At 68.0% G+C, this 19345-nt stretch carries 16 protein-coding genes; all 16 read left to right on the top strand.

All coding sequences use genetic code 11. The annotated features are described in order from the left end of the window. The first annotated feature begins 114 nt into the window (after positions 1–114). Entirely contained in the window at positions 115–987 is an 873-nt protein-coding gene (gene rpsB / locus LRK53_RS06705; protein WP_027493684.1) for a 30S ribosomal protein S2, read from the top strand. Positions 988–1087: 100 nt separating this feature from the next. Next, positions 1088–1969, top strand: coding sequence for a translation elongation factor Ts (gene tsf / locus LRK53_RS06700; RefSeq protein WP_027493683.1), 882 nt, complete (start codon positions 1088–1090; stop codon positions 1967–1969). A gap of 212 nt (positions 1970–2181) precedes the next feature. Beyond that, positions 2182–2904, top strand: coding sequence for a UMP kinase (pyrH, locus tag LRK53_RS06695; protein WP_027493682.1), 723 nt, complete (start codon positions 2182–2184; stop codon positions 2902–2904). A gap of 72 nt (positions 2905–2976) precedes the next feature. Next, positions 2977–3534 carry a ribosome recycling factor gene (gene frr / locus LRK53_RS06690; RefSeq protein ID WP_027493681.1) on the top strand — a complete coding sequence of 186 codons (558 nt, stop codon included), beginning with the start codon at positions 2977–2979 and terminating at the stop codon, positions 3532–3534. Positions 3535–3559: 25 nt separating this feature from the next. Beyond that, positions 3560–4300 carry a polyprenyl diphosphate synthase gene (gene uppS, locus LRK53_RS06685; RefSeq protein WP_027493680.1) on the top strand — a complete coding sequence of 247 codons (741 nt, stop codon included), beginning with the start codon at positions 3560–3562 and terminating at the stop codon, positions 4298–4300. 9 nt (positions 4301–4309) lie between these two features. Continuing rightward, positions 4310–5134 carry a phosphatidate cytidylyltransferase gene (locus LRK53_RS06680; RefSeq protein ID WP_027493679.1) on the top strand — a complete coding sequence of 275 codons (825 nt, stop codon included), beginning with the start codon at positions 4310–4312 and terminating at the stop codon, positions 5132–5134. Further along, positions 5131–6306 (top strand): 1-deoxy-D-xylulose-5-phosphate reductoisomerase, encoded by a 1176-nt coding sequence (locus LRK53_RS06675; RefSeq protein ID WP_027493678.1) that lies wholly within the window; start codon positions 5131–5133, stop codon positions 6304–6306. The genes LRK53_RS06680 and LRK53_RS06675 overlap by 4 nt, the downstream gene beginning before the upstream one ends. A 36-nt stretch (positions 6307–6342) precedes the next feature. Continuing rightward, positions 6343–7689, top strand: coding sequence for an RIP metalloprotease RseP (gene rseP, locus LRK53_RS06670; RefSeq protein WP_027493677.1), 1347 nt, complete (start codon positions 6343–6345; stop codon positions 7687–7689). Between the two features lie 191 nt (positions 7690–7880). Continuing rightward, entirely contained in the window at positions 7881–10301 is a 2421-nt protein-coding gene (gene bamA, locus LRK53_RS06665; protein ID WP_027493676.1) for an outer membrane protein assembly factor BamA, read from the top strand. A gap of 118 nt (positions 10302–10419) precedes the next feature. Next, on the top strand, positions 10420–11448 hold the full coding sequence (lpxD, locus tag LRK53_RS06660) for a UDP-3-O-(3-hydroxymyristoyl)glucosamine N-acyltransferase (protein WP_235642578.1): 1029 nt from the start codon (positions 10420–10422) through the stop codon (positions 11446–11448). Next, on the top strand, positions 11441–11914 hold the full coding sequence (fabZ, locus tag LRK53_RS06655) for a 3-hydroxyacyl-ACP dehydratase FabZ (RefSeq protein WP_027493674.1): 474 nt from the start codon (positions 11441–11443) through the stop codon (positions 11912–11914). Before lpxD ends, fabZ begins: the two co-directional genes overlap by 8 nt. Next, the gene (gene lpxA, locus LRK53_RS06650) at positions 11911–12684 is read left to right on the top strand and encodes an acyl-ACP--UDP-N-acetylglucosamine O-acyltransferase (RefSeq protein ID WP_027493673.1); all 774 of its coding nucleotides are present in this window, start codon (positions 11911–11913) and stop codon (positions 12682–12684) included. Before fabZ ends, lpxA begins: the two co-directional genes overlap by 4 nt. A 135-nt stretch (positions 12685–12819) precedes the next feature. After that, a complete protein-coding gene (gene lpxB / locus LRK53_RS06645; RefSeq protein WP_235642577.1) occupies positions 12820–14055 on the top strand; it encodes a lipid-A-disaccharide synthase in 1236 nt (411 codons plus the stop codon). Further along, positions 14048–14701 carry a ribonuclease HII gene (gene rnhB, locus LRK53_RS06640; protein ID WP_027493671.1) on the top strand — a complete coding sequence of 218 codons (654 nt, stop codon included), beginning with the start codon at positions 14048–14050 and terminating at the stop codon, positions 14699–14701. The genes lpxB and rnhB overlap by 8 nt, the downstream gene beginning before the upstream one ends. A 213-nt stretch (positions 14702–14914) precedes the next feature. Further along, positions 14915–15118, top strand: coding sequence for a hypothetical protein (locus tag LRK53_RS06635; RefSeq protein WP_027493670.1), 204 nt, complete (start codon positions 14915–14917; stop codon positions 15116–15118). 202 nt (positions 15119–15320) lie between these two features. After that, a complete protein-coding gene (gene dnaE, locus LRK53_RS06630; protein WP_027493669.1) occupies positions 15321–19016 on the top strand; it encodes a DNA polymerase III subunit alpha in 3696 nt (1231 codons plus the stop codon). Positions 19017–19345: the final 329 nt, after the last annotated feature.

The raw sequence follows: 19345 nt of genomic DNA, 5'->3' as shown, positions 1-19345 counted from the left end.
TGCCGCGCCTCGCCCGCCATAACACTGGGCCAGCCGCGGTCGAAGCCGGGGATGCGTGGAGGTCCCAACCCCCAGGTTCCTTTCCAAGGGAACCGACAATCGGAGCAACACCCCATGGCACAAGTCACCATGCGTCAGATGCTGGAAGCCGGCGTCCATTTCGGTCACCAGACCCGTTACTGGAACCCCAAGATGGCCCCGTACATCTTCGGCGCCCGCGGCAAGATCCACATCATCAACCTCGAAAAGACCCTGCCGCTGTTCACTGACGCGATGAACTTCCTGTCGGGCCTGGCGCAGAAGCGCGGCACCATTTTGTTCGTCGGTACCAAGCGCTCGGCGCGCGAGCCGCTGGCCGAAGAGGCCGCCCGCGCCGGCATGCCGTTTGTCACCTCGCGCTGGCTCGGCGGCATGCTGACCAACTTCCGCACGGTGAAGCAGTCCGTGTCGCGCCTGAAGGAGCTGGAAGCGGCCGAGACCGACGGCTCGTTCGACAAGCTGGTCAAGCACGAAGTGCTGGCCCGCCGCCGCGAGCGCGACAAGCTGCAGGCCTCGTTGGGTGGTATCAAGGACATGAACCGCCTGCCCGACGCGCTGTTCGTGATCGACATCGGCCACGAAGACATCGCCGTGCAGGAAGCCAAGAAGCTCGGCATCCCGGTGATCGCGGTGGTCGACACCAACTACAACCCGGAGCTGGTCGACTACGCCATCCCGGGCAACGACGACGCAATCCGCGCGATCCAGCTGTACGCCCGCGCCGCCGCCGACTCGATCCTCGAAGGCAAGGCCGCCGCGCCGGCCGCCGCCCAGGGCGACGCGAACGACTTCGTCGAGCTGGACGAGGAAGGCAACCCGGTCGCCAAGGTCGACCGCAAGCCGGCCCCGCGCCGCGACGCCGCCCCGCGCAAGAGCGCCCCGCGCCGCGATGGCGGCCGTGACGGTGGCCGCGGCCCGCGCAACGACGGCGCGCCTGCCGCCAAGTAAGCGCGACGACGGCGAGTCACCACCGCCGTCGCCTCCACCCGCGATAACCGCGCGGTGACGCTTGCCGTCACCGCGCAACCAAAGCATTAGAGGACTACCGATGAGCAATATTTCCGCACAACTGGTCAAGGAGCTGCGCGAGCGGTCCGGCGCCGGCATGATGGAATGCAAGAAGGCGCTGGTCGAGAACAACGGCGACATCGAAGCCGCGATGGAATGGCTGCGCAAGTCCGGCCTGGCCAAGGCCGACAAGAAGGCCAGCCGCGTCGCCGCCGAAGGCCGCATCGTGGCTGCCCAGACGAAGGGCAAGGCCGTGCTGGTCGAGATCAACTGCGAGACCGACTTCGTCGCCAAGGACGCCAGCTTCCTGAAGTTCACCGATACCGTCGCCGACGTCGCGCTGAACTCCGGCGCCGCCGACATCGACGCACTGAAGACTGCCGCCTATCCGGGCGCCGCCAACGTGGAGGAAGCCGCCAAGGCGCTGGTCGCCACCATCGGCGAGAAGATCGACGTGCGCCGCGTGGCCCGCGTCGAGACCGACGGCCTCATCGGCAGCTACATCCACGGCGGTCGCATCGGCGTGCTGGTGGCGCTCAAGGGCGGTTCCGAGGAGCTGGCCAAGGGCATCGCGATGCACGTCGCCGCGATGAACCCGACCTACGTCCGCGCCGAGGACGTGCCGGCCGACTTCCTGGCCAAGGAGAAGGAAATCGCACTGGCCGCCATGTCGGACAAGGAAAAGAACAAGCCCGCCGACATCCTGGAGAAGATCGTCTCCGGCAAGGTCCACAAAATCGTCGCCGAGGTCACCCTGCTCGGCCAGCCCTACGTGCTGGATACCAACCTGACGGTGGCCGAGGCGCTGAAGAAGGAAGGCGCCGACGTGGCTTCGGTGGCCCGCCTGGCGGTCGGCGAAGGCATCGAGAAGGTGGAAGAGGATTTCGCCGCCGAGGTGATGAAGCAGGCCGGCCTGAGGTAACCCGTCATCCCTGACGGGAAAACCGGCCATCCAGGGCCGGACTGTTCAGAAAAGCCGTGCTTCAAACAAAGGGCCGCGGGAAACCGCGGCCCTTTTCGTTTTCGGGGCCGGAACCCGGCCGCACGCACTCGTTCCTCACTCCTCTTCGCTCACCCCTCGTTCCCGCTCTCCATTACAATACGGCGGTTTGCCCCACACAATCCGGAGAACCCATGAGCGACCAGCCCAAGTACCACCGCATCCTGCTCAAGCTCTCCGGTGAAGCACTGATGGGCGACGCCGACTACGGCATCGACCCGAAGGTGATCGGCCGGCTCGCCGAGGAGATCATCGAAGTGCGCAAGGCTGGCGTGCAGGTGGGCGTGGTGATCGGCGGCGGCAACATCTTCCGCGGTGCCGGCCTCGCCGCCGCCGGCATGGACCGCGTCACCGGCGACCACATGGGCATGCTGGCCACCGTGATGAACGCGCTGGCGATGGCCGACGCGATCGAGAAGCGCGGCGGCTACGCGCGGGTGATGAGCGCGATCCAGATCCATGACGTGGCCGAGGACTACATCCGCCGCCGCGCGATCCGCCACATCGAGAAGGGTCGCATCGTGCTGTTCGCCGCCGGCACCGGCAACCCGTTCTTCACCACCGATTCGGCCGCTGCGCTGCGCGCGGTGGAGGTCGGCGCCGACCTGCTGCTGAAGGCCACCAAGGTGGACGGCGTGTATACCGCCGACCCGGCCCGCCACGCCGACGCCACCCGCTACGAGCAGCTCACCTACGGCGACGTGATCCAGCGCAACCTGCAGGTGATGGACACCGCCGCCATCGCGCTGTGCCGCGACCACGGCATGCCGCTGCGCATCTACGACATGACCGTGCCGGGCAGCCTGATGCGGATCATGCGCGGCGAGTCGATCGGCACCCTGGTCGACGGCGGCTGACCGCGCCGCAGCAAGCCACACCCGTCGCCACTGCTATAATTGAACGTTGCCAGATCGCCCGGGAAGCGCCACATGCTCAACGACATCAAGAACGATGCCCAGACCCGCATGGGCAAGAGCATCGAATCACTCAAGCACGATCTCACCCGCATCCGCACCGGCCGCGCCAGCACGGCGTTGGTGGACGGCATCAAGGTGTCCTATTACGGCGCCGACATGCCGCTGCCGCAGGTCGCCTCGGTCACCCTGTCCGACGCGCGCACGATCATCATCACGCCGTGGGAAAAGAACATGGTGGCGCCGATCGAGAAGGCGCTGATGGCCTCCGACCTGGGCATCACGCCGACCACCGCCGGCACGGTGATCCGCCTGAACATGCCTGCGCTCACCGAGGAGCGCCGCAGGGAGCTGGCCAAGCACGTGGCCCACGAGGGCGAGAACGCCAAGATCGCCATCCGCAACGTGCGCCGCGACGCCTTGCAGCAGGTCAAGGACCTGCTCAAGGAAAAGCAGATCACCGAGGACGACGATCGCCGCGTCGACGACGAGATCCAGAAACTCACCGATCGCGCGGTGAAGGACGTCGACGTCGTGGTCAAGGCGAAGGAAGAGGAGCTGATGGCGCTTTGACCACGCCATCGCCCGTTCCCATTTCATGACCCAGGCCAAGGCACCCCCGGTCCCACGCCATATCGCCATCGTGATGGATGGCAACGGTCGCTGGGCCAAGGCCCGCCATCGCCCCCGCAGCTTTGGCCACAACGCCGGCCGCAAAGCCGTGCGCGAGGCGATCGAGGCGTGCCTGCGCGAGGGCGTGCAGGCGCTGACGCTGTTCGCCTTCTCCAGTGAGAACTGGCAGCGCCCGCAGGATGAGGTCGGCGCGCTGATGAGCCTGTTCGTGCGCGCGCTGGACAAGGAGGTGGACGAACTGCATGGCCATGGCGTGCGCTTGCGCTTCATCGGCGACCTGGCCGCCTTCGACGAGGCGCTGCGCGAGCGCATGCAGGCTGCGATGGACCGCACCGCCGCCAACGAGCGGCTGCAAGTGAACATCGCGGTGAGCTACGGCGGCCGCTGGGACATCGTGCAGGCCAGCCGCCAGGCTGCCGCCGCGGTGGCGCGCGGTGAGTTGCGCGCGGAGCAGATCGACGAGGCGACGCTCGGCCAGTGGATGTGCCTGGCCGAGCTGCCGCCGCTGGACCTGTTCATCCGCACCGGCGGCGAATGCCGTGTCAGCAACTTCCTGCTATGGCAGGCCGCCTACGCCGAACTGTACTTTACCGATACGTTGTGGCCCGATTTCGACCAGGCCTGCCTGCGTCGGGCCATCGAGGACTATGTCTGCCGGGAACGCCGCTACGGCCGCACCGGCGAACAGGTCACCACCGCTTCCTAGAGGATCTGCATGCTGCTTCAGCGCATTCTCACCGCCCTGGTGCTCGCGCCGCTGGCGATCCTGATCATCCTGCTGCCGCCGACCGGCGTCTTCGCGGGCATCGCCGCGCTGGCGTTCCTGGCTGCGTGGTGGGAGTGGGCGCAACTGAGCGGCCTGCAAAGCCACGCGTGGCGCGCCGCCCTGCTGGTGGTGGCGGCCGCCGTATTCGCCCTGCTGTGGCGGGGCCACGCCACGGCGCTGAGCCCGCTGCTGCTGGCCGCCGGCGTCGCCTGGTGGCTGCTGGCCTGTCTGTGGCTGCGCCACTTCGCGTTCGCCGCGGCACCCACCCGCGAGAACCGCAGCCTGAAACTGCTCGCCGGCGCGCTGGTGATCTTTCCGACCTGGGTCGCCCTGGTCGGCATCCATGCCCGCCTGCCGCACGGCCACTGGTGGACCCTGCTGGCGCTGGTGATCGTGTGGGCGTCCGACATCGGCGCGTATTTCAGCGGCCGTACATTCGGCAAGCGCAAGCTGGCGCCGCAGATCAGCCCCGGCAAGACCTGGGCCGGCGCCTACGGCGCGATGGCGGCCGGCGTGCTGGTGGCCCAGGCCGGCGGCTGGCTGCTCGGTGTGCGCGGCGCCGCGCTGCTGGCACTGGCGCTGCTGGCGGCGCTGACGGTAGCGGCATCGATCGTCGGCGACCTGATCGAGAGCCTGATGAAGCGACACGCGCAGGTAAAGGATTCGGGCACCCTGTTCCCCGGCCACGGCGGCCTGCTGGACCGTCTGGACAGCGTGTTCGCCGCGCTGCCGGTGTTCGCTGCCGGCCTGGCGCTGCTGGAGCTCGGCCTGTGAAGAACGTCGCCGTCCTCGGCGCCACCGGTTCGATCGGCGGCAGCACGCTCGACGTCATCGCGCGCCATCCCGATCGCTTCCGCGCCAGCGTGCTGACCGCGCATCGCCAGGTCGAGGCGCTGGCGGCGTTGTGCGCGCAGCACCGGCCGGATCTGGCGGTGATCGCCGATCCCTCGCTGGAAGCCGAGCTGGCGCGCCGGCTGGCCGCCGGCGGCGTGCGCTGCGAAGTGGCCAGCGGTCATGCCGCGCTGGCGGCGGCTGCCGCCGGCGAACTGTGCGACACCGTGGTCGCGGCGATCGTCGGCGCCGCCGGGCTCGAATCCACCCTGGCCGCTGCGTACGCCGGCAAGCACCTGCTGCTGGCCAACAAGGAATCCATCGTGATGGCCGGTCCGCTGCTGCTGCAAGCGGTCGCCGCCGGCGGCGGCGCGCTGGTGCCGGTCGACTCCGAACACAACGCGATCTTCCAGTGCCTGCCGGGCGGACGCCCCGAGCTGCGCCGCAGCGGCGTGCGCCGGCTGATCCTGACCGCCTCCGGCGGCCCGTTCCGCGGCCGCACGCGCGCGCAACTGGCGGACATCACGCCGGACCAGGCCTGCAAGCATCCGAACTGGGTGATGGGGCGCAAGATCTCGGTCGACTCGGCCACGCTGATGAACAAGGGCCTGGAGGTGATCGAGGCGCACCATTTGTTCGGCGCGCCGGCCGAGGCGATCGACGTGGTGGTGCATCCGCAGAGCCTGGTGCATTCGATGGTGGAATACGTCGACGGCTCGGTACTGGCCCAGCTCGGCAACCCGGACATGCGCACCGCGATCGCCCATGCGCTGGCCTGGCCGGAGCGGGTCGAGTCCGGCGTGCCGTCGCTGGACCTGGCCGCCTGCGCCCCGCTGCAGTTCGAGCCGCCGGACCTGGCCACCTTCCGCTGCCTGGCGCTGGCGTTCCAGGCGTTGCGTGCCGGCGGCGACAGCCCCGCCGTGCTGAATGCCGCCAACGAAGTGGCGGTGGCAGCCTTCCTGGCCGGCACGCTGCCATTTCTGGCGATTGCAGACGTGGTCGAGGCCGTGCTGGCGGAACTGCCGGGGCAAGCCGTGGTCGATGTTGAAACCCTGGGTGAACGCGACCATGCGGCGCGGGAGGCTGCCCGCCGCGTTCTGCGCAATGCTTGCTGATATTCTTGCTTCGATGACTTTTCGCCACGGTATTCGATGACTGCCTTCTTCGGCTCGGTGTTCTGGCTGCTGGTCACGCTCGGCGTACTGGTGACCTTCCACGAATTCGGCCACTACTGGGTCGCGCGCCGCTGTGGGGTCAAGGTGCTGCGCTTCTCGGTCGGTTTCGGCAACGCGATCTGGAAGCGCAACGGCCGTGACGGCACCGAGTACCAGATCGCCGCGATCCCGCTGGGCGGCTATGTGAAGATGCTCGACGCACGCGAGGGCGAGGTCGACCCGGCGCTGCGCGGGCAGGAATTCACCGGCAAGCCGGTGTGGCAGCGCATCGCCATCGTGGCGGCCGGGCCAGGCTTCAACCTGATCTTCACCATCGCCGCGTTCTGGCTGATGTTCATGCTGGGTCGCCCGGACGTGGCTCCGCTGGTGACCGCCACGCCGCAGAGCATCGCCGCCAGCGCCGGCATCCAGCCAGGTGACCGCCTGCTCAGCATCGACGGCCGCGACGTCTCCACCTGGACCGACTCGATGGACGCGCTGGCCAACGCCCTGCTCGGGCGCGCACCGCTGCCGCTCACCGTGCGCGGCGCCGACGGCCACCAGCGCGAACTGGTGCTGCCGCTGGACGAACTGCCCCCGGGGCAGGACGTGGGCCAGTACCTGGGCAAGCTCGGCCTGAAGCTGGCACCACCGCCGGCGGTCGCCGCCACCGTGATGGCCGGCCAGCCGGCTGCATTGGCCGGCATGCGCGGCGGCGACCGCATCGTCAGCGTCAACGGCCAGTCGGCGGACGACTTCGCCGCGTTCGGCAAGCTGGTGCAGACCGCAGCGGCCAAGTCGCCGAGGCTGGCGATCGGCATCGAGCGCCACGGGCAGCCGTTGCGGCTGGACATCACCGCCAAGTGGGAATCGCTCGAAGGCCAGCCGCCGAAGTGGGTGCTGGGCGTCGGCGCGCCGCCGGTCGAAGCGGCCACCGTGAACTACGGCCCGCTGAAGGCAATGGCCGCCTCGCTCGCTACCACCTGGCGCAACACCACGCAGACCTTCAGCATGCTCGGCAAGATGCTTACTGGCGAGGCCTCGACGCGCAACCTGTCCGGCGTGATCGGCATTGCCGAGGTGGCCAATGCGTCGGCCGGCATGGGCCTGCCATGGTTCCTGCAGTTCCTCGCGCTGGTGTCGCTGAGCCTGGCGATCCTCAACCTGCTGCCGATCCCGGTCCTGGATGGCGGGCACCTGCTGTATTATCTCGTCGAATTGATCAAGGGCAGCCCGGTCAGCGAACAGGCGATGATGGTGGGCCAGTACATCGGCCTGGCGTTGCTGTTCACCCTGATGGGGCTGGCGTTCTACAACGATATCCACCGCATGCTGCTGTCGTGATGCCGAGGGTCGGCGGACACAGCATGGCGGCGACACGCAGGTTCGCGGCAGCACGGCGCGGCGATGCGTCCGCCAAAGTAACGCCGCGATGGCATGCGGATCCACCTTCGAGGCAGGGCCTGGCCCTGCCTCATGCATTGATCGGGGCGGCCGTGCCGGCCGCTCCATCGGAATAACCAACGGAATCGACGATGAAGCGTATCGCCGCGCTGATCCTGCTTGCCTCCCTCTCCGCCAATGCGTTCGCGTTCGACCCGTTCGTGGTGTCGGACATCCGCATCGACGGCCTCAGCCGGATCTCGGCCGGTACCGTGTACAACTACCTGCCGATCAACAAAGGCGACCAGCTGACCAACGACGGCGCCCAGCGCGCCATCCGCGCGCTGTATCGCACCAAGTTCTTCAGCGACGTGGAGTTCGAGCGCGAAGGCAGCATCCTGGTGATCAAGGTGGTCGAGCGGCCGTCGATCGCCAAGCTGACCCTGCGCGGCAACAAGGACATCAAGACCGACGACCTGAAGAAGGGCCTGAAGGAGATCGGCCTCACCGAAGGCGAGACCTTCGACCGCCTGGCGCTGGACAACGTGCAGCAGGAGCTGACCCGGCAGTACTACAACCGCGGCAAGTACAACGTCTCGGTCGACCCGCACGTGACCCGGCTGGACCGCAACCGCGTCGCCGTCGAGATCGAGATCCGCGAGGGCAAGGCGGCCAAGATCAAGGAACTCAACATCCTCGGCAACCATGCGTTCACAAACAAGCAGATCCGCAAGAATTTCGAGTCCGACACCACCAACTGGATGTCGTGGTATTCGAAGGACGACCAGTACTCGCGCGAAAAGCTTTCCGGCGACCTGGAGAAGCTGCAGTCCTACTACATGGACCGCGGCTACGCCGACTTCGGCGTTGACTCCACCCAGGTGGCAATTGCGCCGGACAAGCGCGCGATGTACATCGACGCCAGCATCAAGGAAGGCGAGATCTACAAGGTCGCCGACGTCAAGCTGCTCGGCGACCTGATCCTGCCGGAGGCGACCATGCGCCAGCTGGTTTTCGTCAAGTCGGGCGAGACCTTCAACCGCGCCGCGGTCGAAGCCAGCACCAAGGCGATCAAGGCGATCCTGGCCAACATCGGCTACGCCTACGCCAAGGTCACCCCGATCCCGAAGCTGGACAAGGAAAAGCGCACGGTCGACCTGACCCTGTACGTCGAACCCGGCCAGCGCGTGTACGTGCGTCGGGTGGTGTTCCAAGGCAACACGCGCACCGAGGACGACGTGCTGCGCCGCGAGATGCGCCAGCTTGAGGGCACCTGGTACAACCAGGCGGCGGTCGACCGCTCCAAGGTCCGCCTGCAGCGGCTGGGCTATTTCAAGAAGGTCGACATCGACCAGAAGATGGTGCCCGGCACGCAGGACAAGGTGGACGTCACGGTCAAGGTCGAGGAGCAGTCCGCCGGCAGCATGCAGTTCGGCATCGGCTACTCGCAATATTCCGGCATCATCCTGAATGCCTCGGTGTCGCAGAACAACCTGTTCGGCACCGGCGACAGCTTCTCGATCAGCGGCGAGCGCAGCACCTACTACACCCGGCTCGGCCTCAACTACTACAACCCGTACCTGACCGACAGTGGTATCGGCATCGGCTACAGCGCCTCGTACTCGAAAACCGACTACGGCAATACCGACTTCGCGAACTACGCCACCAGCGCCAAGAGCTTCTCCACCTACCTCGGCATCCCGATCAGCGAAACCGACGGCTTGCGCGTGGGCCTGGGCGTCAGCAGCAACAATGTCAACCTGTTCCAGGGCTACAGTCCGGAAGTGCTGCTCGACTACCAGAACGAGATCGGCAACAAGACCATCCACACCTGGACCGGCACGCTGGGCTGGAACCACGACACCCGCAACAGCTACTGGGCACCGACCCGCGGTGGTTTGATCTCCGCCTCGACCGACGTCGCCCTGCCCGGCTCGACCGTGCAGTACTGGAAGCTCAATACCGAGATCAACCACTACTGGCCGATCGGCAAGGGCTTCGTGCTGTACCTCGATGGCCAGGTCGGCTACGGCAAGACCTACGGCGGCAACGGCATCAGCGACGATGCCTTCGCGGCGCTGAAGAGTGCCAGCCTGGCGCAGAACCCCAACCATGTCCTCACCGACATGCGCCAGGACCTGCCGTTCTGGCAGAACTTCTACGCCGGCGGCGTGCGCGACGTGCGCGGCTACCAGGACAACACGCTGGGGCCGCGGGTCTGCATCGACGGCAGCGCTCCGGACGCCAAAGGCACATGCAACAACGGCGCCTACTATTCACAGCCGATCGGCGGCGCGTTCAAGGTGCTCGGCACCGCGCAGGTGTTCCTGCCGCTGCCGTTCCTGAAGGACGTCAACACCGCGCGCGTGTCCTGGTTCATGGACGTCGGCAATGTCTACAAGGACTACAAGAGCTTCGACGCCAGCGAGCTGCGCGCCTCCACCGGCCTGTCGCTGCAATGGCAGGCACCGATCGGCCCGCTGATCATCAGCTTCGCCATGCCGCTGCGCTCGAAGGCCGCCGATCGCAACTACGAGGAGCGCATCCAGTTCACCTTCGGCAGCCAGTTCTGAGCTGACCCGGTCAGGAGTCGAACGAAAGCGCGGCCAGGCCGCGCTTTCTTTTGCCGCCGCGGCGCACCGCAGCCGGGGGCGCCACCCCCTACAATGGCCGCAGGTTCCGGAGCCACCCATGAGCGCAATCAACTACACGGTGACCGAGCTGGCCGAGCGGTTCGGCCTCGGTCTCAGCGGCGACGGCGCACGGCTCATCGACGGCGTCGGCACTCTGGCCGGCGCCGGCCCCGGCCAGCTGAGCTTCCTCTCCAACAGCAAGTACTCGGCCCAGCTGGCCGCCACGCGCGCCGGCGTGGTGGTGCTGCGCGAGGAGAACCTTGCCGACTGTCCCACCGCGGCGCTGCTTGCGCGCGACCCCTACGTCGCCTACGCGAAGATCGCCGTGCTGTTTGAACGGCTGCCAGCCGCACCCGCAGGCGTGCACCCCAGCGCCGTGGTCGCCGCCGGTGCGCAGGTCAGCGCCAGCGCCAGCATCGGCCCGGGCTGCGTGATCGCCGACGGCGCGGTGATCGGCGACGGCGCCGTACTCGGCCCGCACTGCATCATCGGCGAGGGCTGCACAGTGGGTGCGCAATCGCGGCTGGTGGCGCGGGTCACCCTGGTCACCCGGGTCACGCTGGGCCAGCGCGTGCTGGTGCATCCCGGCGCGGTAATCGGCTCGGACGGCTTCGGGCTGGCCTTCGACACCGACCACTGGATCAAGCTGCCGCAGCTCGGCGGCGTGCGCATCGGCGACGACTGCGAGATCGGCGCGAACACCACGATCGACCGCGGCGCGCTGGACGACACCGTGCTGGAAGAAGACGTGCGGCTGGACAACCAGGTCCAGATCGCCCACAACGTGCACGTCGGCGCGCATACCGCGATGGCCGGCTGCGCCGCGGTGGCCGGCAGCGCGAAGATCGGCCGCTACTGCATGATCGCCGGCAACGCCGGTGTGCTCGGCCATCTCGAGCTGGCCGACCGGGTTACCATTACCGCCAAGAGCCTGGTCACGCACTCGATCCGCGAGCCCGGCGAATATTCATCCGGCGTGCCGCTGCAGGACAACCGCCAGTGGCGGAAGAACGCGGCGCGCTTCAAGCACCTGGACGAGTACGCGCGCCGAGTGTCGGCGCTGGAGAAGGACAGCAACAATGAGTGAGCAAGGCGACTTCATGACATTGCCGATCAACGTGGAGCAGATCCTGGAACTGCTGCCGCACCGCTACCCGTTCCTACTGGTGGACCGCGTGGTCGAGATCGTGCCCGACGTCAGCGTGGTCGCACTGAAGAACGTGACCATCAACGAGCCGTTCTTCCAAGGCCACTTCCCCAGCCACCCGGTGATGCCCGGCGTGCTGATCATCGAGGCGATGGCGCAGACCGCCGGCCTGCTGACCCAGCTGAGCCGGCACTTCAAGGGCGACAAGGGCAGCCCGCTGTTCTACCTGGTCAAGGTGGACAACGCGCGCTTCAGCGCGCCGGTGGTGCCCGGCGACCAGTTGCGCTTCGAGGTCAACCAGAAGCGCCTGATGCGCGGCATGGGCCTGTTCGCCGCGCGCAGCCTGGTCGATGGCAAGGAAGTGGCCAGCTGCGAACTGATGTGCGCCGCGAGGGCCGGAAAATGATCCATTCCACTGCGTCGGTCGATCGCTCCGCCGTCATCGGCAGCAACGTCAGCATCGGCGCCTACAGCGTGATCGGCGCCGAAGTCGAGATCGGCGACGGCACGGTGGTCGGCCCGCATGTGGTGATCGAAGGCCCCACCCGGATCGGCCGCGACAACCGCATCACCCAGTTCGCCTCGCTCGGCGTCGCGCCGCAGGACAAGAAGTGGCAGGGCGAGCGCACCGAGCTGGTGATCGGCGACCGCAACCTGATCCGCGAATTCACCACCCTCAATCGCGGCACCGGCCACGGCGGCGGCGTCACCCGCATCGGCGACGACAACTGGGTGCTCGCCTACGTGCATATCGCGCATGACTGCCAGATCGGCAACAACGTGGTGTTCTCCAACTATTCCGCCCTGGCCGGGCACGTCACCATCGGCGACTGGACCATCCTGTCCGGCTATTCCGGCGTGCACCAGTTCTGCAAGGTCGGCGCGCACGCCTTCATCGGCATGGGCTGCCTGGTCGGCCACGACGTGCCGCCGTTCGTGACGATGGCGAACGAGCAGCAGGGCCGCCCGCGCGGCATCAACAGCGAGGGCCTGAAGCGCCGCGGCTTCGACGCCACCCGCATCGCGGCGATCAAGCGCGCCTACCGCACGCTGTACATGGCCGGCCTGTCGTTGCCCGAGGCACGCGAGAAGCTGGCCGAGCAGGCGCGCGAAAGCGACGACGTGCGGGCGATGCTGGATTTCCTCGACCAGAGCGAGCGCGCGCTCGCCCGATAAGCCGGGATTCGGGATTCGGGATTCGGGATTCGGGATTCGGGATTCGGGATTCGGGATTCGGGATTCGGGATTCGGGATTCGGGAAGAGCATTACGCATCCGCCAGGCCCGCGGGCAAGGCACTACACTTGCGCGCATGAGCCACATCGCGCCCAGCGAATCCCGAATCCCGAATCCCGAATCCCCGTTGGTAGCCATCCTCGCCGGCGAGGATTCCGGCGACCAGCTGGGCGCCGACCTGATCGTGGCACTGCGCCAGCGCTACCCGCAGGCGCGTTTCGTCGGCATCGGCGGCGCGCGCATGCAGCGCGAGGGTTTCGACTCCTGGTACGACATCCGCGAGCTGTCGCTGTTCGGCTTCAGCGAGGTGGTCCGCCACCTACCCCGCCTGCTGCGGCTGCGCAAGGCGCTGGTCGCGCGGTTGCTCAAGGAACGGCCGGCCGTGGTGGTCGGCATCGACGCGCCGGACTTCAACCTCGGCGTGGAACAGCGCCTGAAACAGGCCGGCCTGCTCACCGTGCATTACGTCAGTCCGTCGGTCTGGGCCTGGCGCGAGCAGCGCGCCGAGAAGATCGGTCGCAGCGCCAGCCGCGTGCTGTGCCTGTTCCCGATGGAGCCGCCGATCTACGCAAAGCACGGCGTTGACGCCCGCTTCGTCGGCCATCCGCTGGCCGATCGTTTCGCGCTGGTCTCCGACCGCGTCGGCGCGCGCGACACCCTGCAGCTGCCGCAGCAGGCACCGGTGCTGGCGGTGCTACCCGGCAGCCGGCTGTCCGAGGTCGACCGGCTGGGCCGGGTCTTCATCGACGCGGCGCAGCGGGTGGCCGCCGCGTTACCCGGGCTGCGCGTGGTGATCCCGGCCGCCAACCCGCAGGTGCGCGCCCGCCTCGGCGAACTGCTCGCTGGCGGCCCGCACGGCGAAAGTGCACCGCTGCTGCTGGACGGCCACGCGCACGAGGCCATGCTGGCTGCCGACGTGGTGCTACTGGCCTCCGGCACCGCCACGCTGGAGGCGATGCTGGCCAAGCGCCCGATGGTGGTGGGCTACCGCGTGGCGCCGCTGAGTTACCGCATCGCCCGCGCGCTGAAAATGCTGAAGACCGACGTCTACGCGCTGCCGAACATCCTGGCCCGCGCCTGCGGCCTCGGCGATGCCCTGCTGGTGCCCGAGCTGATGCAGGACGACTGCACCGCCGACCGGCTGGCCGCCGCCACGCTCGACCTGTTCAGGGACAGCGAGCGGCGCGGCATGATCGTGGCCGCGTTCGAGCAGTTGCACCAGGCCCTGCGCGGCGGCCTGCAGGGCCACGCGGGGCAGCGCGCGGCGGCCGCGATCGCCGAGCTGATCGACGCGGAGCGCCGCGATGGATAAGCAGCCGGCCCGCGTCCTCTGGCCGGAACCACCAGCCCGGGGCGGGCGGCGGACGGACGCGGGAAGCATCCTCGTCGCCGGCGTCGACGAAGCCGGTCGTGGCCCGCTGGCTGGCCCGCTGGCGGTGGCCGCAGTGATCCTCGACGCTGCCCGCCCGGTCAGCGGGCTGAACGACTCCAAGCAGCTCAGCGAAGCAAAACGCGAGGCGCTGTATCCGCTGATCATCGAGCGTGCGCTGGCGTATTGCATCGTGCTGATCGAGCGCGAGGAGATCGACCGCGTGAACATCTTCCAGGCCACCATGGCCGGCATGAGCCGCGCGCTGGCCGGCCTGATGCCGGTGGCCCACGAGGCGCTGATCGACGGCAACCAGCTGCCGAAGGACCTGCCCTGCCCGGCCCGCGCGATCGTCGGCGGCGATGCGCTGGAGCCGGCGATCAGCGCGGCCTCGATCCTGGCCAAGGTCAGCCGCGACCGCGTGATGGTGGCACTCGATGGCGAGTACCCCGGCTACGGCTTCGCCGCGCACAAGGGCTACTCCACCCCGGCGCACCTGGCCGCGCTGCAGCGGCTCGGACCGTGCGCGCAGCACCGCCGCAGCTTTGCGCCGGTACGCCTGCTGCTGGACCAGGGACAATTGTTCTGACCGCCGCAGCGGCGGCCGATCGCGCCGCCGACGAGACGCTCCGGCATAGGCCATCGGTCTATGCAACTTTCCCTCGATCGGGCGCATCATTGGCATCAGGGAGCGCCACCCGCACGGACGCGTCCGCAGCAGCGGCGCCGTCCAGCCCAGGTCGACCCGGCCACTGCTGCTACAGGTGCCTCGACGCACCATGCAGATCGCAGGAGTCGTGCCATGATGCCTCCGTCCATCCGCCCACCCGCTCCACCGATGCCGGCCAGCATGGCCGTGCCCGAGTCGCTCCAGGCCGCAGCCGACGACGCCGACGAGACGCTGCCGCTGCACGCCGACTACAACCGCCGCCGACTGGTGGTGGACAGCCTGGAGCACTACCTGTTGCCCGCCGGCGAGGATGGCGAACGCTTCCGCGTCCGCTGAACCGCCTCGCTCTTGCGCGGCCCGGGCCGCACCGGCGGCAGCCTCCGCCAGACTGATGCTGCCGTCGGCGACGGCCGCCACGGCAGCTTGACCGGCGGCGCCCGGCGAGGCCGCGCCGCGCTTCGCGCAAACCGCGCACAAGTCAATCTTGCCGCTGGGCAAGGTGGCGGGTAGCCTGCGGAGACTCACCGCACAAGAACGCATGACCGTCCGCTATACCCACCTGCACCTGCACAGCGAATACTCGCTGGTCGACTCGACCATCCGCATCAAGGCGCTGGTTACCGCCTGCGTGCGCGACGGCATCCCGGCGGTGGCGCTGACTGACGACAGCAACATGTTCGCGCTGGTGAAGTTCTACAAGGCCTGCACCGCCGCCGGCATCAAGCCGATCGGCGGCTGCGACCTGTGGATCAGCCCAGCGGACGACCCGCGCCCATGGCGGCTCACCCTGCTGTGCCAGCACCGCGAGGGCTATCTCAATTTGTCGCGGCTGGTCTCGCGCGCGTGGCAGGAAGGCCAGCACGGCGGCCGTGCGCTGGTCGAGGCCGGCTGGCTCAGCGCCGGCGCCAGCAGCGGGCTGATCGCCCTGCTCGGCCGCGAAAGCGAAGTCGGCCGCATCGCGCTGAACCAGGGCGCCGAGGCGGCGCTGGCCAGGCTGCGCCCGCTGGCGCGGCTGTTCCCCGAGCGGTTGTACCTGGAGCTGACCCGCTGCGGCCGCGAGGGCGAGGAAAACTGGAACACCGCCGCACTGGCGCTGGCCGCCGAACTCGGCCTGCCGGTGCTGGCCAGCAACGACGTGCGCTTCCTCACCCAGGACGATTTCGGCGCGCACGAGGCGCGCGTGTGCATCCAGCAGGGCCGCGTGCTGGCCGACCCCAAGCGACCGCGCGAGTACAGCGACCAGCAGTACCTGAAGACGCCCGACGAGATGGCCGCGCTGTTCGCGGACATCCCCGAGGCGCTGGAAAACACCGTCGAGCTGGCGAAACGCTGCACGCTGGAGCTGAAATTCGGCAAGTACTACCTGCCCGACTTCCCGGTACCCGAGGGCCACGACCTCGACAGCCACATCCGCGAGCTGGCACGGCAAGGCCTCAAGGAGCGCCTGGCCAACGCGCCGCTGGCCGCCGACCACACGCTGGCCGACTACCAGGCGCGGCTGGAGCGCGAGCTGGACGTCATCGTCAAGATGGGCTTTCCGGGCTACTTCCTGATCGTGGCGGACTTCATCAACTGGGGCAAACAGAACGGCATTCCGGTCGGGCCCGGCCGCGGTTCCGGCGCCGGCTCGCTGGTGGCCTGGGCGCTGAAGATCACCGACCTCGACCCGCTGCAGTTCAACCTGCTGTTCGAGCGCTTCCTCAACCCCGAACGCGTGTCGATGCCCGACTTCGACATCGACTTCTGCATGGATCGCCGCGACGAGGTGATCGACTACGTCGCGCGCAAGTACGGCCGCGACCGCGTCAGCCAGATCATCACCTACGGCTCGATGGCGGCCAAGGCGGTGCTGCGCGATTCCGGCCGCGTGCTCGGCTTCGGCTACAACCAGGTCGACCGCATCGCCAAGCTGATTCCGGCGCGGCCGCTCGACCTCACGCTGTCGTGCGCGCTGGGCCGCAGCGAGAAGGCGAAGAAGGAGCCCGAGCGTGTCGTCAAGGAATTCTGCGAGCTGTACGAGCAGGACGAGGAAGCACGCGCGCTGATCGACCTGGCGCTGAAGCTGGAGAACCTCACCCGCAACGCTGGCAAGCACGCCGGCGGCGTGGTGATCGCGCCCAGCCCGCTGACCGATTTCGCCCCGCTGTACTGCGAAGCCGGCGGCGGCGGCGTGGTGACCCAGTACGACAAGGACGACGTGGAAGCGGTCGGCCTGGTGAAGTTCGACTTCCTCGGCCTGCGCACGCTGACCATCATCGACTGGGCGGTGAAGGCGATCAACGCACGCCGCGCGAAAGAGCGACCCCATCTGCCCTCCGGGCATCTTGAACCGAGGCCATCCATGGCCTCGGCCCTGCGGGCAGCCGAGGCTGCTCGAGACGGCAATCCTGCCGTCTCGTCCCTGCAGGCAGGGGAAGACAATGCGGAGCAGCCTGCGGCTGCCGCGAGTTCCATGGGCGAGGGGCCGCTGGACATTTCGCAGTTGCCGCTGGACGACGCGCCCACCTACGAACTGCTGAAGAAGGCGCAGACCGTCGCCGTGTTCCAGCTCGAATCCTCCGGCATGCAGCGCATGCTGAAGGACGCCAAACCCGACCGCTTCGAGGACATCATCGCGCTGGTGGCGCTGTACCGCCCCGGCCCGATGGACCTGATCCCCAGCTTCATCGCGCGCAAGCACGGCCGCGAGGAAGTGGACTACCCCGACCCGCGCGTCGAGCCGATCCTGAAAGAGACCTACGGCATCATGGTCTACCAGGAGCAGGTGATGCAGATGGCGCAGATCGTCGGCGGCTACTCGCTCGGCGGCGCCGACCTGCTGCGCCGCGCGATGGGCAAGAAGAAAGTCGAGGAGATGGCCAAGGAGCGCGCCAAGTTCCGCGAGGGCGCGGCGAAGGACGGTCTCTCCGGCGAAAAGGCCGACGCAATCTTCGACCTGATGGAGAAGTTCGCCGGCTACGGTTTCAACAAGTCGCACGCGGCCGCCTACGCGCTGGTCTCCTATCAGACCGCCTGGCTGAAGACGCACTACCCGGCCGAGTTCATGGCCGCCACGATCTCCTCGGACATGGACAACACCGACAAGGTGGTGACCTTCCTCGACGAGTCGCGCGCCATCGGCATCGCCGTGCAGCCACCGGACGTCAACGCGTCCGAGTACATGTTCGTGGCGATCGAACCTCGCACGATCCAGTACGGCCTCGGCGCAATCAAGGGCGTCGGCCAGGGCGCGTGTGAAGCGATCGTGGCCGAGCGCGCGCATGGCCGTTACACCGACCTGGCCGATTTCTGCCGCCGCGTGGATCCCACCAAGCTCAACCGCCGCGTGCTGGAAGCACTGGTCCTGTCTGGCGCGCTGGATGCGCTCGCCGCCAACCGAGCCAGCCTGATGCTGCAGCTGCCCGACGCGATCAAGGCCGCCGAGCAGCACCTGCGCGACCGGCAGTCCGGCCAGAACGACATGTTCGGCGCGGCCATGGGCAACGCTACCCCGGTACTGAAGATCGAGCTGCCCACCGTGCCGGAATGGCCGCTGGAGCAGAAACTGCAGGGCGAGCGCGACACCCTGGGCCATTACCTGTCCGGCCATCCCACCGACCCGTGGAAGGACGAACTGGCACAGTTGTCGACCTGCCCGCTCGGCGAGATCGCCGACCGCTACCAGCCGCCGAAGCCGCGCAAGAACGACCACGACGACAACAACCGTTTCCGCCGCGGCCCCGATACGCCGTGGACTGTCGCCGGCATGGTCACTGCCGTGCGCAAGCGCGGCGACAGCGACGCCTTCGTGCGGCTGGAAGACGGCAGCGGCCTCATCGAGGTGAGCTTCTTCGGCGAGCTGTACCAGCAGATCGCGCCGCTGCTGACCCGCGACGAGATGCTGGTGGTCGACGGCGGCCTGCGCATCGACGAGTTCTCCGGCGGCGGCTTCCAGCTGCGCGCGCGCAGCGCCTGCTCGCTGGCCGACGCCTGCCGCCGCCACGCGCGATTGCTGCAGCTGAAGTTGAACGGCATCGGCCCGGGTTTCGTCGAACAACTGCAGCACGCACTGGCCGGCTACCGCGGCGGCCGCACCAGCGTGACCCTGCATGGCTACCGCAACCGCCACGCCCAGGCCGACTTCGAGCTGGGCGAGGCCTGGCGGGTGGACGCCATCCCCGACCTGCTGCGCGCCGTGCGCGCCCTGCCCGGCGTGAAAGCCGCGCGCCTGCGCATCGTCAAGCAGCACGATTGAAGAGCCGGGATTGAAGAGCCGGAATTCGGGATTCGGGATTTGGGATTCGGGGTTTTGGGTCCGTAAAAGCCGGAGATGGAAATCCGCGTACCCCGACGACGTCATTCCCGCGAAAGCGGGAATCCATTTTGCCCCTGAGCAAACAACCAGATGGACTCCTGCTTTCGCGGGAATGACGAGCAAAGGAACAGCGAAAGTCAGGCTCGCCCTGCTCCATCCCCTGCTCGCAACCCGCAAGCCCGCTTTGCTCCCTCCCCTGCTGCGCAGGGGAGGGTTGGGGTAGGGTCAGCTCTTGATCTCGAAGTCCAAGATCAAAAGCCTCACCCCCT

This window comes from Rhodanobacter thiooxydans (genome assembly GCF_021545845.1).
In the GTDB taxonomy this organism is placed as follows: domain Bacteria; phylum Pseudomonadota; class Gammaproteobacteria; order Xanthomonadales; family Rhodanobacteraceae; genus Rhodanobacter.
Note: the sequence above shows the minus strand (reverse complement) of the source record. Positions and strands in the feature narration are given on the sequence as shown.